13 protein-coding genes and 3 pseudogenes are annotated in these 13,115 nt (G+C 71.6%); 7 read left to right on the top strand and 9 right to left on the bottom strand.

What is annotated here, in order from left to right; all coding sequences use genetic code 11:
- Positions 1-629, top strand: a pseudogene (locus tag TU30_RS29930) (transposase); the annotation flags it as partial.
- Positions 630-791: 162 nt separating this feature from the next.
- Here the strand turns inward: TU30_RS29930 and TU30_RS29925 are convergent.
- The 6 genes and pseudogenes from TU30_RS29925 to TU30_RS36275 form a co-directional block, all read right to left on the bottom strand.
- Positions 792-980 (bottom strand): acyl-CoA carboxylase epsilon subunit, encoded by a 189-nt coding sequence (locus tag TU30_RS29925; RefSeq protein WP_042176052.1) that lies wholly within the window; start codon positions 978-980, stop codon positions 792-794.
- Positions 981-1,012: 32 nt separating this feature from the next.
- A complete protein-coding gene (locus tag TU30_RS29920; protein WP_042176051.1) occupies positions 1,013-2,557 on the bottom strand; it encodes an acyl-CoA carboxylase subunit beta in 1,545 nt (514 codons plus the stop codon).
- Positions 2,558-2,581: 24 nt separating this feature from the next.
- Complete coding sequence (locus tag TU30_RS29915) at positions 2,582-3,013, bottom strand: hypothetical protein (protein ID WP_078878630.1); 432 nt, start codon at positions 3,011-3,013, stop codon at positions 2,582-2,584.
- Between the two features lie 110 nt (positions 3,014-3,123).
- Positions 3,124-3,918 carry an AfsR/SARP family transcriptional regulator gene (locus TU30_RS29910; protein ID WP_042176048.1) on the bottom strand — a complete coding sequence of 265 codons (795 nt, stop codon included), beginning with the start codon at positions 3,916-3,918 and terminating at the stop codon, positions 3,124-3,126.
- A 420-nt stretch (positions 3,919-4,338) separates the two neighbouring features.
- Positions 4,339-4,431, bottom strand: a pseudogene (locus TU30_RS36280).
- Between the two features lie 31 nt (positions 4,432-4,462).
- Positions 4,463-4,555: pseudogene (locus TU30_RS36275) on the bottom strand.
- A 175-nt stretch (positions 4,556-4,730) separates the two neighbouring features.
- On the opposite strand from TU30_RS36275, the gene TU30_RS29905 reads away from it, so the two are divergent.
- From TU30_RS29905 to fabI, 6 genes are all read left to right on the top strand, one after another.
- Entirely contained in the window at positions 4,731-5,726 is a 996-nt protein-coding gene (locus TU30_RS29905) for a DUF2156 domain-containing protein (protein ID WP_042176046.1), read from the top strand.
- 142 nt (positions 5,727-5,868) lie between these two features.
- Complete coding sequence (locus tag TU30_RS36645; protein ID WP_176726170.1) at positions 5,869-6,033, top strand: hypothetical protein; 165 nt, start codon at positions 5,869-5,871, stop codon at positions 6,031-6,033.
- Positions 6,034-6,278: 245 nt separating this feature from the next.
- Entirely contained in the window at positions 6,279-7,406 is a 1,128-nt protein-coding gene (locus TU30_RS29900) for an acyl-CoA desaturase (protein WP_042176043.1), read from the top strand.
- A gap of 180 nt (positions 7,407-7,586) precedes the next feature.
- Positions 7,587-9,011, top strand: coding sequence for an MFS transporter (locus tag TU30_RS29895; RefSeq protein ID WP_078878628.1), 1,425 nt, complete (start codon positions 7,587-7,589; stop codon positions 9,009-9,011).
- Positions 9,012-9,013: 2 nt separating this feature from the next.
- Positions 9,014-9,340: a ferredoxin gene (gene fdxA, locus TU30_RS29890; RefSeq protein WP_042176040.1), complete on the top strand. Its 327-nt coding sequence runs from the start codon at positions 9,014-9,016 to the stop codon at positions 9,338-9,340.
- Positions 9,337-10,101, top strand: a complete 765-nt coding sequence (fabI, locus tag TU30_RS29885) for an enoyl-ACP reductase FabI (protein WP_030234948.1) — start codon at positions 9,337-9,339, stop codon at positions 10,099-10,101. The genes fdxA and fabI overlap by 4 nt, the downstream gene beginning before the upstream one ends.
- An 83-nt stretch (positions 10,102-10,184) precedes the next feature.
- Here fabI and serS read toward each other — a convergent pair whose 3' ends face one another.
- From serS to TU30_RS29870, 3 genes are all read right to left on the bottom strand, one after another.
- The gene (serS, locus tag TU30_RS29880) at positions 10,185-11,462 is read right to left on the bottom strand and encodes a serine--tRNA ligase (RefSeq protein WP_042176037.1); all 1,278 of its coding nucleotides are present in this window, start codon (positions 11,460-11,462) and stop codon (positions 10,185-10,187) included.
- Positions 11,463-11,598: 136 nt separating this feature from the next.
- Positions 11,599-12,819 carry a beta-ketoacyl synthase gene (locus TU30_RS29875; RefSeq protein ID WP_018888443.1) on the bottom strand — a complete coding sequence of 407 codons (1,221 nt, stop codon included), beginning with the start codon at positions 12,817-12,819 and terminating at the stop codon, positions 11,599-11,601.
- Positions 12,819-13,049 carry an acyl carrier protein gene (locus tag TU30_RS29870; protein WP_018888444.1) on the bottom strand — a complete coding sequence of 77 codons (231 nt, stop codon included), beginning with the start codon at positions 13,047-13,049 and terminating at the stop codon, positions 12,819-12,821. Before TU30_RS29870 ends, TU30_RS29875 begins: the two co-directional genes overlap by 1 nt.
- Positions 13,050-13,115: the final 66 nt, after the last annotated feature.

The following is a 13,115-nucleotide window of genomic DNA, read 5'->3' as shown; positions in this document are numbered from 1 at the left end:
ACGGCACCGCAAATGCCCTCGCCTTCGACCGGCTTCACCCGAAGCTGACCACCCGCTCCGCGTGGATCGACCACACCGCCGAGCTCCCCGTCATCGAGGGCACGGTGATCCGCCTCCAAGTCGACCACCTGCCCGGCGGCGCCGACCCGCTGCCGCTATGGCTGTGGTCCTCCCGCACCGGGATGACCAGCCAGGACGTCGATCTGCGCTGGCAGGCGTTCCTGCGCAGATTCGACCTGGAGCACACCTTCCGCTTCGCGAAACAGACCCTCGGCTGGACCCGCCCCAAGCTCCGTACCCCCGAGGCGGCGGACCGGTGGACCTGGATCGTGATCGCCGCCCACACTCAGCTCCGCCTCACCCGCGCGGCGGCCGCCGACCTCCGCCGCCCCTGGGAGAAGCCGGCCGAACCCTCCCGACTCACTCCGGCCCGCGTCCGCCGCGGGTTCAGGAACATCCGCCCGCACCTGCACAATCCGGCCCGTGCTCCGAAACCCACAACACCCGGACCAGGCAGGCCGCTTGGATCGAAGAACCAGCGGCCCGCCACCCGCTACGACGTCGGCAAGACCACCAGACGCCCGGAGAGCGTTACTGAACGCAATCGCCGCAAAGCTCGCAAAGGTTAAATTTCAAGCTCAGAGGGTGTCTCACACCGCGTGAGACACCCTCTGAGTCGAGGACCGGGTGAATGGGGACGCCCGAGTCCCGGCGGGAGTTGGGTGCGCCGAAGCGCCGGACCGGCCGCCTCGGAGGGAGGGGGCCGGTCCGGCGCTTCGGCGCGTCACCGCTCAGTGCGTCTGCCAGCTGTGCGGGGGGTGGAAAGGGCGGGGCCGCCAGGAGGTGGTGCCGGGGGTGGACGCCTGCGCGTCGACGTCGGCCCGGGTGGCACGGCTGAGCAGCAGGGCCGCGAGGGCGGCCAGTTCCTCGTCCGTGGCTTGGCCCTTCTCGATGCGGATGGGGGGCGGGGGAGTGAGCATGGGACCTCCGTCACTGTGGGGCGGCCGTGCCGTCACTGAGGGGGGTTGCCGTGCTTGCGGGCGGGGCGGTCGGCGTGCTTGGTGCGCAGCATCGCCAGTGAGCGGATGAGGACCTCGCGGGTGTCGGCGGGGTCGATGACGTCGTCGACGAGGCCGCGCTCGGCCGCGTAGTAGGGATGCATCAGTTCCGCCTTGTACTCCTTGACCAGCTCGGCCCGCATGGCTTCGGGGTCCTCGGCCTCGGCGATCCGGCGGCGGAAGATGACGTTGGCCGCGCCCTCGGCGCCCATGACGGCGATCTCGTTGGTGGGCCAGGCGTAGGTGAGGTCGGCGCCGATGGACTGGCTGTCCATGACGATGTAGGCGCCGCCGTAGGCCTTGCGCAGGATCAGGGAGATCCGTGGCACCGTGGCGTTGCAGTACGCGTACAGCAGTTTGGCGCCGTGGCGGATGATGCCGCCGTGCTCCTGGTCGACACCGGGCAGGAACCCGGGGACGTCCAGGAGGGTGACGATCGGGATGCTGAAGGCGTCGCACATCTGCACGAAGCGGGCGGTCTTCTCGCTGGCCTCGATGTCCAGGACACCGGCGAGCACTCTGGGCTGGTTGGCGACGACGCCCACCACCTGTCCGCCGAGACGGGCCAGGGCGCAGATGATGTTGCGCGCCCAGCGCTCGTGGACCTCCAGGTACTCGCCGTCGTCGACGATCTCCTCGATGACCTCCGCCATGTCGTAGGGCCGGTTGCCGTCCGCCGGGACCAGGTCGGCGAGGGTGTCGCAGCGACGCTCGTGCGGGTCGTCGCACGGCACCGCGGGCGGGTTCTCCCGGTTGTTCTGCGGGAGCAGGGACAGGAGGTAGCGGACCTCCTGGATGCAGGTCTCCTCGTCGTCGTGGGCGAAGTGGCAGACGCCGCTGGTCTCGGCGTGCACGTCGGCGCCGCCGAGGCCGTTCTGGGTGATCTCCTCGCCGGTGACGGCCTTGACGACGTCCGGTCCGGTGATGAACATCTGCGACGTGTCGCGGACCATGAACACGAAGTCGGTGAGGGCGGGGGAGTAGGCGGCACCTCCGGCGCACGGGCCGAGCATCACCGAGATCTGCGGGATGACGCCGGACGCCCGGGTGTTGCGCTGGAAGATGCCGCCGTAGCCGGCGAGCGCGGTGACGCCCTCCTGGATGCGGGCGCCGGCGCCGTCGTTGAGGGAGACCAGCGGAGCACCGGCCGCGATGGCCATGTCCATGATCTTGTGGATCTTGGTGGCGTGGGCCTCGCCCAGCGCGCCGCCGAAGATCCGGAAGTCGTGGGCGTAGACGAAGACCGTGCGGCCCTCCACCGTGCCCCAGCCGGTGATCACACCGTCCGTGTACGGCTTCCTGGCCTCCAGGCCGAATCCGGTCGCCCGGTGCCGGCGCAGCTGCTCGACCTCGCGGAACGAGCCCTCGTCCAACAGCAGGCCGATGCGCTCGCGCGCGGTCAGCTTGCCCTTGGCGTGCTGCGCCCGCGTCGCCTTCTCACTAGGGCCGGCCAGCACCTGGCGACGTATCCCGGCCAGCTCCGCGACGTGGGACCTCATGTCTCCCCCTGATGGGACGGGATGTCAGTTGCCGAGCCGACGCAGACCGTTCATCTGGAGCACGGCGAAGGCCGCGACGACGGCCGCTTGGAGCGGGGTCCACACCGTGCCGACGGTGTTCGGGTCCAGCCAGCCGAAGACCACGGCGGCCACGCTCGCGACCGCCCACAGCAGGTTCGCCTCGATGACCACCTTGGTGGCCGCGGTGGACGGCACCGGACGGCTGGCCAGCACGGCGACCAGTGCGCCGTAGACGGTGAGGAACACGCCGATGCCGCGGAGGAAGCTGGTGTCGAGGCCGAGGAGGTCTCCCACCGGGCCGGCGGCGAACAGGTAGATGAGGCCGTTGCCGCCGGTCACGACGGCGTCGAGGCCGAGGAAGAGACGTAACGGACGCGCGGCCTCCGCGCGCCCCTGGGTCGTCACGGCGCGGGCTGGCGACTGGCTCGTGGTCATGCGGTTCTCCAAAGGTCGGGGGGCGGTTTCCACTTCCGATCCGGATCGTTACAGGCAGTGCTGACCAGCGGCTGACGTGCCGCTTACGTGCGGCGTCGGGACCGGTGGCGTCAGGCGAGCTGGAGCAGGGGAGCGCGCGCGTCACCGGACAGGGCCGGGTGGTGGGACAGGATGGCGCTCTCGACCTGCCGCAGCGCGGGGGAGGGCTCGATGCCGAGTTCGTCGGCGAGGTGGCGGCGCATACGGCGGAACACATCCAGGGCGTCGGCCTGGCGGCCCGCGCAGTACAGGGCGATCATCAGCTGCTCGCAGAAGCGTTCCCTGAGCGGGTGGCTCGTGTGGGTCTCGGCGAGTTCGGCCAGGACCGCGGCGTGCCGGCCGAGCCGCAGCTCGGCGTCGAAGCGGAGCTCCATGGCCCGCATGCGGTACTCCTCGTAGCGGGCGCCGGCGAGTTGGCACAGGGTCCCGCCGGTGAAGCCGCCGAAGACCGGCCCACGCCACATGGCCAGGGCCTGTCTCAGTAACCGGGCCGCCTCCTCCGGTGAGCCCGAGCCGAGGGTCTCGGCCTGGCGGACCGTCCTGACGAACTCGGCGGCGTCCAGCTCCCCCTCGTTGACGGTCAGGCGGTAGCCCGAGGGGTGGATGGTGACGCGCGAGGTGGTGCGGTCGGGCTCCAGGCCGCGCAGCTTACGGCGCAGCCGGCTGACATGGGCCTGCAGGGCGTTGGCCTGGTTGTCCGGGGCACCCTCGCCCCACATCTCCTCGACCAGCGCCTCGCCGGAGACCGACTGGCCCTCGCTGACCAGCAGCGTCTGGACCAGGGTCCGTTGCAGATCGCCGGAGATCTCGGCCGGCCCCGACGCAGTACGGATCTGCAGTGCCCCGAGGATCGAGAACCTCAGCATGTTTCCCCCTTGGCGATCAGTGCGGCAAAGAGTGGTCGGGGGGCCGGTCGCGGCGGTCCGTCTCTGCGACCGAGGCCGCGTGGCGGTCTCACGACCGGTGTCCGTCCCGGGGATTCCTCCCGACTCCATCCTGGCACAGAATAATTCCTTTGAGAAGGTATTTTTCTCTTGTGCGAGTCCGAGTTATGCCGGCAAGGGTGCTGACCTGTGCGGTTGCCGGACAGCGGAGGTCAAACGGGAGGGGGTGGTGGTGCATGCGGACGCGTCTGCGCCCCGGCGCACCGCCCAGTGGCGGGCGGTGCGCCGGGGCGCGTGTGTCCGTCGGCGCGGGGGTCGCCGACGGTGCGTGCGGCACCGGGGTCGCGCGGCCGGTGGGGCGGGGTCGCGCCGGAAGCCGGGTGCCGGGGCGTATACGACGAGCGGAGAGGGCAGGATTCGAACCTGCGTGGGCTTTGTGGGCCCGACCGTGAGATTGCTCTCTGGTCCCCGTTGAGCCGCTCCGGGCACCTCTCCTTGTGTGGCCGTTGGTGCGTGGCCGTTGTCGCGGAGAGGGCAGGATTCGAACCTGCGTGGGCTTTGTGGGCCCGACCGTGAGATTGCTCTCTGGTCCCCGTTGAGCCGCTCCGGGCACCTCTCCTTGTTCCCGGCTTCCGGTCTCCCGTGCCGTTCACGAGAACAACATTGGCAGGGGGATCTGACAAAGCGCTGACGTTTCTCTGACTCGACCTGGGAATTCCCGTCCGGCCTTTTCCCGCACCTGCCCTCGATGCTCTACTCGGGACGACGGAATACGCTCCCGAAAGGGGAAAACAATGACCGTGACCGCCATGGACAACCCGGTTCTCGAGGCGATACGCACCCATACGTCCAGCGAGAACCCCAGCGCGTTCCTGGCCCTCAACAGCGGAAACGACGTCTTCACACTGGCCGGTGCCGACGGCGTCGTCGTGTACCGCCGCACGGGTCGGTTCGCCGTCCAGTTCGGCGGCCCTTTCGCCGCCCCCGACGACTACGACCCTCTTCTGGAGGCCTTCCGCCGGCACGTCCGCGACGAGGGCCGCACCCTGGTCGCCATCCAGCTCCAGAGCGCCGACGCCGAGCACTATGCCCGCCGCGGCTTCACCGTCAACCAGGTCGGCGCCTCCTGGGCCGTCGGCCTGCCGGACTTCACACTGCGCGGCACCCGCTTCATGCAGCTGCGCAACAAGATCTCCCGGGCCCGCCGCAACGGCCTGGTCGTCCAGGAGGTCTCCGCCGACGACTGTCAGGACGCGATCGCCGCCATCGACCGGGCCTGGCTCGGCTCCAAGGGCGGCGCCCAGCAACTGGAGTTCCTGGTCGGCCAGATCGGCGGACCGGCCCAGGCCCACCGCCGGCTGTTCACCGGCACCATCGACGGCAGCCCCGTGGCGTACATCTCCTACTCGCCGGTGTACGGCGGCCGGGCCGGCTGGATGCACGACCTGAGCCGGCGCGTCCCGGACAGCTCCCCGGGACTGATGGAGGCCATCAACGCGACCGCCGCCGAGGTGTTCCGTTCGGAGGGTGTCGAGTGGCTGCACTTCGGCTTCACCCCGTTCACCGGCCTCGACGCCGGCCACGAGATCGACGGCCACAGCCCGGCGTTCCAGTGGCTGATGCACGCCCTGTGGGCCGAGGGGGCCGCGCTGTACCCGGCGCAGACCCAGCTGTCGTACAAGCAGAAGTGGGCTCCGGACGTGGTCATCCCGGAGTACGTCGCCTTCGACGGCCCGCACGCCTCGCTGGCGTCCTTCGCCCACGTCTTCCGCGCCTGCAAGGCGTTCTGAGGCCCCATCACCTGCCACGCCAGCAGCGGGCACTCCGGACCGACCGTGCCCGCAGCGAGGCGCGGCGTCGCGGCGCGCCGCGGGTCACCCTCCCCGCACCGCCCTCACGCACCACCCGTCTTCCAGAACAGGAGAACCAGCGATGAGCGACAACGGACCCGACACCAGCACCGAAGTCCTCCAGCACACCGTGGTCGAGCGGCTGATGGCCGTCATCGGCGCGCCCGACGACGAGGAAGTGGCGCGCGACGCGGACGCCGCCGTCCTGGTGCTCGACGAACGGCTGCGCGCCGAGTCCGCCGCCTGACGGCCGCCGCCGATCAGACCGGCATCAGTGGCACATCAGCGCGGCGCAGCACGCTGGACACGTGTTCGTCCGGCGGTCCCCCGGCGGAGTACCGCACTGTGCTCCGGCGTCCCCGGACCGCCGGGCGGGCACGCCCGCGCGTGCCCAACCGCCCGCGGGAGCACTGTCGACTCGCGGCGCCCGCAGGTCCGCGGGGCAGCGTCGCCGCCGCCCGAACCGGGCACTTCTCCCAAGGAGAGCAACGCATGCAGCGTCCGCACACACAAGAAGCCGGGGCACCAGCCGCCTCAGAAGCCGGGGCAGCAGCCGCCTCCGCGGCCGGCCCGCGCACCGGCGCCTCGGCGACGTTCGCCGAGCTCCTCAAACGCGTCAAGGCGGAAGGTCTCCTCGACCTCGACCCGCGCTACTACGTGGGCCGTCTCGCGCTCAACACCACCCTGCTGCTGATCGGATTCGCCGCGTTCTTCGCCCTGGGCGACTCCTGGTGGCAGCTGCTGACGGCCCTGTGGATGGGGCTGTGCGGCGGCCAGTCGGCGTTCATGTGGCACGACGCCGGACACAAGGCCATGTTCCGCAGCAAGAAGGCAGCCTCCGCCGTCGGCTACATCCACGCCAACCTCGTCAACGGGGTCAGCTACGGCTGGTGGGTCAACCACCACAACCGGCACCACAGCAACCCCAACCACCTGGACAAGGACCCGGACATCGGCCGGCGCACCGTCATCTTCGACGTCAAGCAGTACCCCAGCCGGCGGGGCACGCAGAAGTTCGTCGTGCGCCACCAGAGCGTGCTCTTCTTCGTGCTGCTCGTCCTGGAGGGCTTCAAGATGCTCCGGACGGCCGTGGTGTCCATCGCGCAGGGCAAGACCAGGCGGCCCGTGCTGGAGTCGTTCCTGGTCGTGCTGCGCGCCGCGGTCTACTGCGCCCTGGTCTTCACGGTTCTCTCGCCGGTCCTGGCCGTCGCGTTCATCCTCGTGCAGCACGCCGCCCTGGGCGTCTACTTCGGCATGATCTTCGCCCCGAACCACAAGGGCATGGACGTCCGCGACGGCGAGGAGGAGACCCTGGACTGGCTGGAGCGCCAGGTCCTCACCTCCCGCAACATCCGCCCGAACCCGGTGGTCGACTTCCTCTACGGCGGCCTCAACTACCAGGTCGAGCACCATCTGTTCCCGGCCATGCCGCAGAAGCACCTGCCGCGCGCCCGGGAACTGACCCGCGCCTACTGCGCCGAGCGCGGGGTGCCGTACCACGAGGTCGGCTTCTGGACGTCCTACCGGGAGGTCGCCTCCTACCTGCACGAGGTCAGTGAGCCGGTGCGGGCCGGGACCGTGGAGGAGGAGATCAGGCGCCGCGCGGCCCAGGCGGCCTGACCCGGCCCGCGCCCTCGGTCGCCGCCGGTCCGGGAGTCCCCACGCTCCGGTCCCGCACGGCCCCGCACCCCCACGCGTCCACAGCCCCGGCCCCTGGGCCGCACGCCCGGGCCAGCCGTCGGCCCGGGCGGTTCCCTCACCGGAGTCCCTGAGAATCAGGAGTCCAAGGAGAGCCTCCCCATGTCCCAGACCACCACGGTGGCGGTCGGTGTCACCGCTCCCGCCGCGATCGGGGTCCGCCTGGACCGCATGCCGATCACCCCGATGCACCGAAGACTCACCATGGTCATCGGCATCGGGCTGCTCTTCGACACCTTCGAGAACAACCTCTCGGGCACCATCGCCAAGGTGCTCCAGAGCGACTTCGCCTTCGGGTCGACCGAGCTCAAACTCGTCCTGGCATCGGTGTTCATCGGCCAGTTCATCGGCTCGCTGGTGCTCGGCCGGATCGCCGACCGGTTCGGCCGGCGCCGGGCCTTCCTGATCAACCTCGCCATCTACTCGGGCTTCTCCCTGCTGGGTGCCTTCTCGCCGAACGCCGCCTGGCTGATCGTCACCCGGTTCATGGCCGGCGTCGGCATCGGTGCCGAACAGGTGCTGTCCGACTGCTACCTGGCCGACGTGCTGCCCGCCAAGCGGCGCGGCCGGTACATCGCCTGGGCCTACACCTTGGCCTTCTGCGGGGTGCCCGCCGTCGGCTTCGCCGCACTGTGGCTGGTGCCCCTGTCCCCGCTGGGCATCGACGGCTGGCGCTGGCTGTTCGTGATCGGGTCGCTGGGCTCCGCCGTGGTGTGGGTGCTGCGCCGCCGGCTGATCGAGTCGCCGAGGTGGCTGGCCGCCCAGGGCCGCACCGAGGAGGCCGAGCTGCTGGTGGCCGAGATGGAGAAGCAGGCCTACCCGGACCGTCCCGCGACGGTTCGCCCGGTGGCCGCGGACACCGCCGGACCGGTGGAACCGGCCGCGGTGCGCCACCGGGTGCGCGACGTGTTCGGCCGCGGCATGCGGCGCCGCACGGTGGTGCTGTGGATCTTCTGCGTGCTGTCCGTGGTCGGCTACTACGGTTTCGGCACGCTGGCCCCCCAGATCGTCGCGGCCAAGGGCTATGGCATCGTCGCGGGCATCGGCTTCACCGCGCTGTCCTTCCTGGGCTACCCGGTCGGTTCCGCGCTGGCCCTGCCGATCGTCGACCGGTTCGAGCGCCGGACGCTGGTGGCGGCCTCCGCGGCGGCGATGATGGTGGCCGGCCTCGGCTTCGCCCATGCCGGATCCCCCGTGCTCATCGTGGCGCTCGGCTTCGTCTACACCCTGTGCAGCAACGTCTTCTCCAGCGTCTCGCACGTGTACCTCTCCGAGCAGTATCCGACCGCGATCCGCGCCACCGCGTCCGGAGCCGCCTACTCGCTGTCCAAACTCAGCGCTGCCGCACTGCCGTTCGTCCTGCTGCCGGTCCTGGACTCGCACGGCCCCGGTGCCCTGTTCGGGGTCATCGCCGCGGCGATGGCGGCCCTGGCGGCGACCGTCCTGCTGCTGGGCGAGCGCACCACCGGGACTCCGGTCGACGGCGTCCCCGGCCCCCCGACCACCCCCGCGACGAAGAGGAGCTGACGATGGCCTACGTCATCGCGCTGCCCTGCGTCGACGTCAAGGACCGCTCCTGCGTCGACGAGTGCCCCGTGGACTGCATCTACGAGGGCCGCCGGGCCCTGTACATCCACCCCGACGAGTGCGTCGACTGCGGCGCCTGCGAACCCGTCTGCCCCGTCGAGGCGATCCGCTTCGAGGACGACGTGCCCCCCGAGTGGGGCGACCACACCGCCTCCAACGCCGACTTCTTCGCCGCCGTGGGCGCGCCCGGCGGCGCCGCCGCACTCGGCGCCCTCGGCCACGACTCCCCGCTGGTGCGGGCCCTGCCCGAGGCGGTGACCCGGACATGAGCGGACTCCTCGCCGGCAAGCGGATCCTGGTGACCGGGGTCGTCACGGACGCGTCCATCGCCTTCCACACGGCCCGCATCGCCCAGGAGGAGGGTGCCGAGGTCGTCCTCACCGGCTTCGGGCGCCTCTCCCTGATCGAGCGCGTCGCCGGACGGCTGCCGAAGCCGGCCCCGGTGCTCGAACTCGACGTCACCGACCAGCGGCAACTGGACGGCCTCGGCGACCGGATCCGCGAGCACACCGACACCCTGGACGGACTGGTGCACTCCATCGCCTACGGGCCGCGGGGCGCCTTCTCCTTCCTGGACGGCGACTGGAACGACGTGTCGACCGCCGTGCACGTGTCGGCGTACTCCCTGAAGTCGCTGACCACGGCCTGCCTGCCGCTGATGGAGCGGCGCGGCGGCTCGGTGGTCGGGCTGACCTTCGACGCCGCGGTCGCCTGGCCGCGCTACGACTGGATGGGCGTCGCCAAGGCCGCCCTGGAGTCGACCAGCCGCTACCTCGCCCGGGACCTGGGCGGTCGCGGCGTCCGCTGCAACCTCGTCGCGGCGGGACCGCTGCGCTCCATGGCGGCCAAGTCCATCCCCGGGTTCGCCGACCTCGCCGGGGTCTGGGAGCACCGGGCCCCGGCGGGCTGGGACCCCACCGACCCGGACCCGGCGGCCCGCGGGGTCGTCGCCCTGCTGTCGGACTTCTTCCCGCGCACCACGGGAGAGATCGTGCACGTCGACGGAGGAGTGCACATGATGGGCGCCTGAGCCTCGGGCCGGGCGCGGCGAAAGGGGCGGGAGCGGGTCGCGGACCCGGCTCCCGCCCCTTTCGAGGTGGCGCCCGACGGCGCCTACGCGGTGTCCCCGCCCGGCAGGATCCGCCGGAAGCCGGTGTACGGGACGAGGACCTCGGGCAGCACCACCGAGCCGTCCTCCCGCGCGCCCTGCTCCAGCAGCGCGGCGACCGTGCGGCCGATCGGCAGCGCCGAGCCGTTCAGCGTGACCGCCGGCGTCCTGCTCCCGTCGGGCCGCTTGATGCGGATGTCCGCGCGACGCGCCTGGAAGGTGCCGCAGTCGGAGACCGAGGAGATCTCCCGGTAGGAGCCACTGCCCGGCAGCCACACCTCGACGTCGTAGGTCATCCGGGCGGAGAACCCGAGGTCGCCGGCCGGCAGCAGCACCACGCGGTGCGCCAGTTCCAGGCGCTTCAGGCACTCCTCGGCGTGGTTCACCATGAGCTCGAGCTGTGCCGGGGCGTCCTCGGGGGCGCAGACGCGCACCAGCTCCACCTTCTCGAACTGGTGCAGCCGCAGGATGCCGCGGGTGTCCCGGCCGTAGGCCCCGGCCTCCGCCCGGAAGCACGGCGTGCAGGCGGTGAAGGCCAGCGGCAGCGAGCGGGAGTCGAGGAGCCGGCCGGCCACCAGGTTGGTCAGCGGGACCTCGGCGGTGGGAATCAGGAACAGTTCCCGCTCACCGACCTGGGTGCGGAACAGGTCGTCCTCGAACTTGGGCAGCTGTCCGGTCCCGGTCATGGTGTCGCGGTCGACCAGGAACGGCACCGACTGCTCGGTGTAGCCGTGCTCGCGGGTGTGCAGGTCGAGGAGGAAGTCGCGCAGGGCCCGCTCCAGTCGTGCCCCGGCCCCGCGGGCGACGGAGAAACGGGCACCGGACAGCCGGGCCGCGGCCGGGCCGTCGAGGATGCCGAGGGACTCCCCGATGTCGGCGTGGTGGCGGGCACCGTCCGCCGGACGCGGAGCGGGACCGCCCCGGCGTATCTCCACGGTCTCCTTCTCCGAGTCGCCGTCCGGGACTGCGTCCAGGGGGATGTTGGGGACGGAGAGCAGCAGCTCGGTCAGGTGTGCCGCGGCCGTGCGGGCGGCGGCCTCGGCCCCCTGTACCTCGGTCCGCAGCGCCCGGGCGGACGCCTTCTCCTCCTCGGTCGGCGGGCCGGAGCGGCGGGCCCTGGCCGTGCGGTTCACCTCGGTCCGCAGCCGGGTCACCTCCGCCTGCGCGCCGTTGCGCTCGCGCAGGGCGTCGGCCAGCGCGGCCAGGTCGAGGTCGTGGCGGCGGCGGGCCAGCCGCCGTACGGCCTGCGGCCCGTCCTTCAGCAGTTCTTGGGGATCGTGCACGGTGGACTCCTGACGTGTGGCGGGATGGGGTGGCCCGCGGACCGGCGGGGCGGGTGCCGTGCGGCCGGGTGCCGCACGGGAACAGCCGCCCGGCGGAGGTGCTCCGCGGGCGGCTGCCGGTACGTGTCCGGGCCGTTCAGGCCGGGGCGATGGCCAGGGCCGTGTTCTGGCCGCCGAAGCCCAGGGAGTTGCTCAGGGCGAGGTCGATGGGCATGTAGGTGGCGGCCTGGGCGAGTTTGATGTCGATCCTGGAGTCGGGCATGACGAGGTTGGCGGTGGGGGGCACGAGTTCGTGCTCGACGCTCAGCACGGTGAAGGCGGCCTCGACTGCCCCGGCCGCGCCGAGCAGGTGTCCGGTGACTCCCTTCGTGGACGTTACCAGCGGGTCCCCGCGCAGCGTCCGGCCGATCATGCGGGCTTCCGCCAGGTCGTTCAGCGGTGTCGACGTGCCGTGGGCGTTGACGTGCTGGACGTCGTCCGGGTCCGCGCCCGCGTCGGCGAGCGCGGCGCGGACGGCGGCCTCGATGCCCGCGCCGTCGGGGTGCGGCGACGTCATGTGGTGGGCGTCGGCGGTGGCGCCGTAGCCGATGATCCGGCCGTGCACATGGGCGCCGCGGGCGCGGGCGTCCGCCACCCGTTCCATGACGAGGATGCCGGCGCCCTCACCGGCGACGAAGCCGTCCCGGTCGGCGTCGAACGGCCGGGACGCGGAGGCCGGGTCGTCGTGCCGCTTCGACAGCGCCCCCATCTGGGCGAAGCCGGCCATGACCAGTGGGGTGACCATGGCCTCGCTGCCGCCCGCGAGGACGATGTCGCAGCGGCCGAGGGCGAGCAGGTCCCGGGCCGTGCCGATGGCGGTCGCGCCCGAGGCGCAGGCGGTGGCCACCACCAGGTTGGGCCCGGTCGCCCCGAATTCGATGGCCGTCTGCCCGGCCAGCATGTTCGGCAGCTGCATGGGCAGCAGCAGCGGCGAGACCCGGTCGGCGCCCTGCTCGCGCAGCACGTGGTGCTGTTCCTCGACGGTGCCGGGGCCGCCGTCTGCGCAGCCCAGCACCACACCCACCCGCGCCCCGTCCCACGTCTGCGGATCGAGGCCCGCGTCGGCCACCGCCTCGTGCGCGGCGACCAGCGCGAACTGGACGAACCGGTCCAGGCGGTGGGCCCGCCGCGCGCTCAGCAGGCGCTCGGGGTCGAAGCCGGGCACCCGGCAGGAGATACGTACGGGGTTGTCCGTCAGCAGCGGATCGAGGGCGGCGGCCGGCCTGCCGTCGCAGACCGCCGCCCAGCTCGGCCCGACCCCGATACCACCCGGGGTGACCAGGCCGAGCCCGGTGACGGCGATGTCCATGCCGGCCATCAGACCTTCGCACTCCGCTCCTCCATCAGCCGGACCATGTCGGCCACGGTTTCCGCCTCCAGCAGGTCGTCGTCGCTGACGTCCAGGCCGAGCTCGGACTTCAGCAGCAGTGACAGCTCCACCACGGCCAGCGAGTCCAGCTCGATGTCCTCCCGGGTGGCCTCCGGGGTGATGGCCTCCGGCGACACCTTGAGCTTGTTGGACAGGATCTCCTTGAGCTGCTCCAGCATGTCGGTTCCTTTCGACAGTTCTCTCGAAGGCGCAAGCGCCCGTTCTCCGCTGTGTCGGACAACGCT

Source organism: Streptomyces sp. NBRC 110035, from assembly GCF_000829695.1.
In the GTDB taxonomy this organism is placed as follows: domain Bacteria; phylum Actinomycetota; class Actinomycetes; order Streptomycetales; family Streptomycetaceae; genus Streptomyces.
The sequence above is the reverse complement of the archived record's forward strand: the minus strand, read 5'-3'. Positions and strand labels throughout refer to the sequence as shown.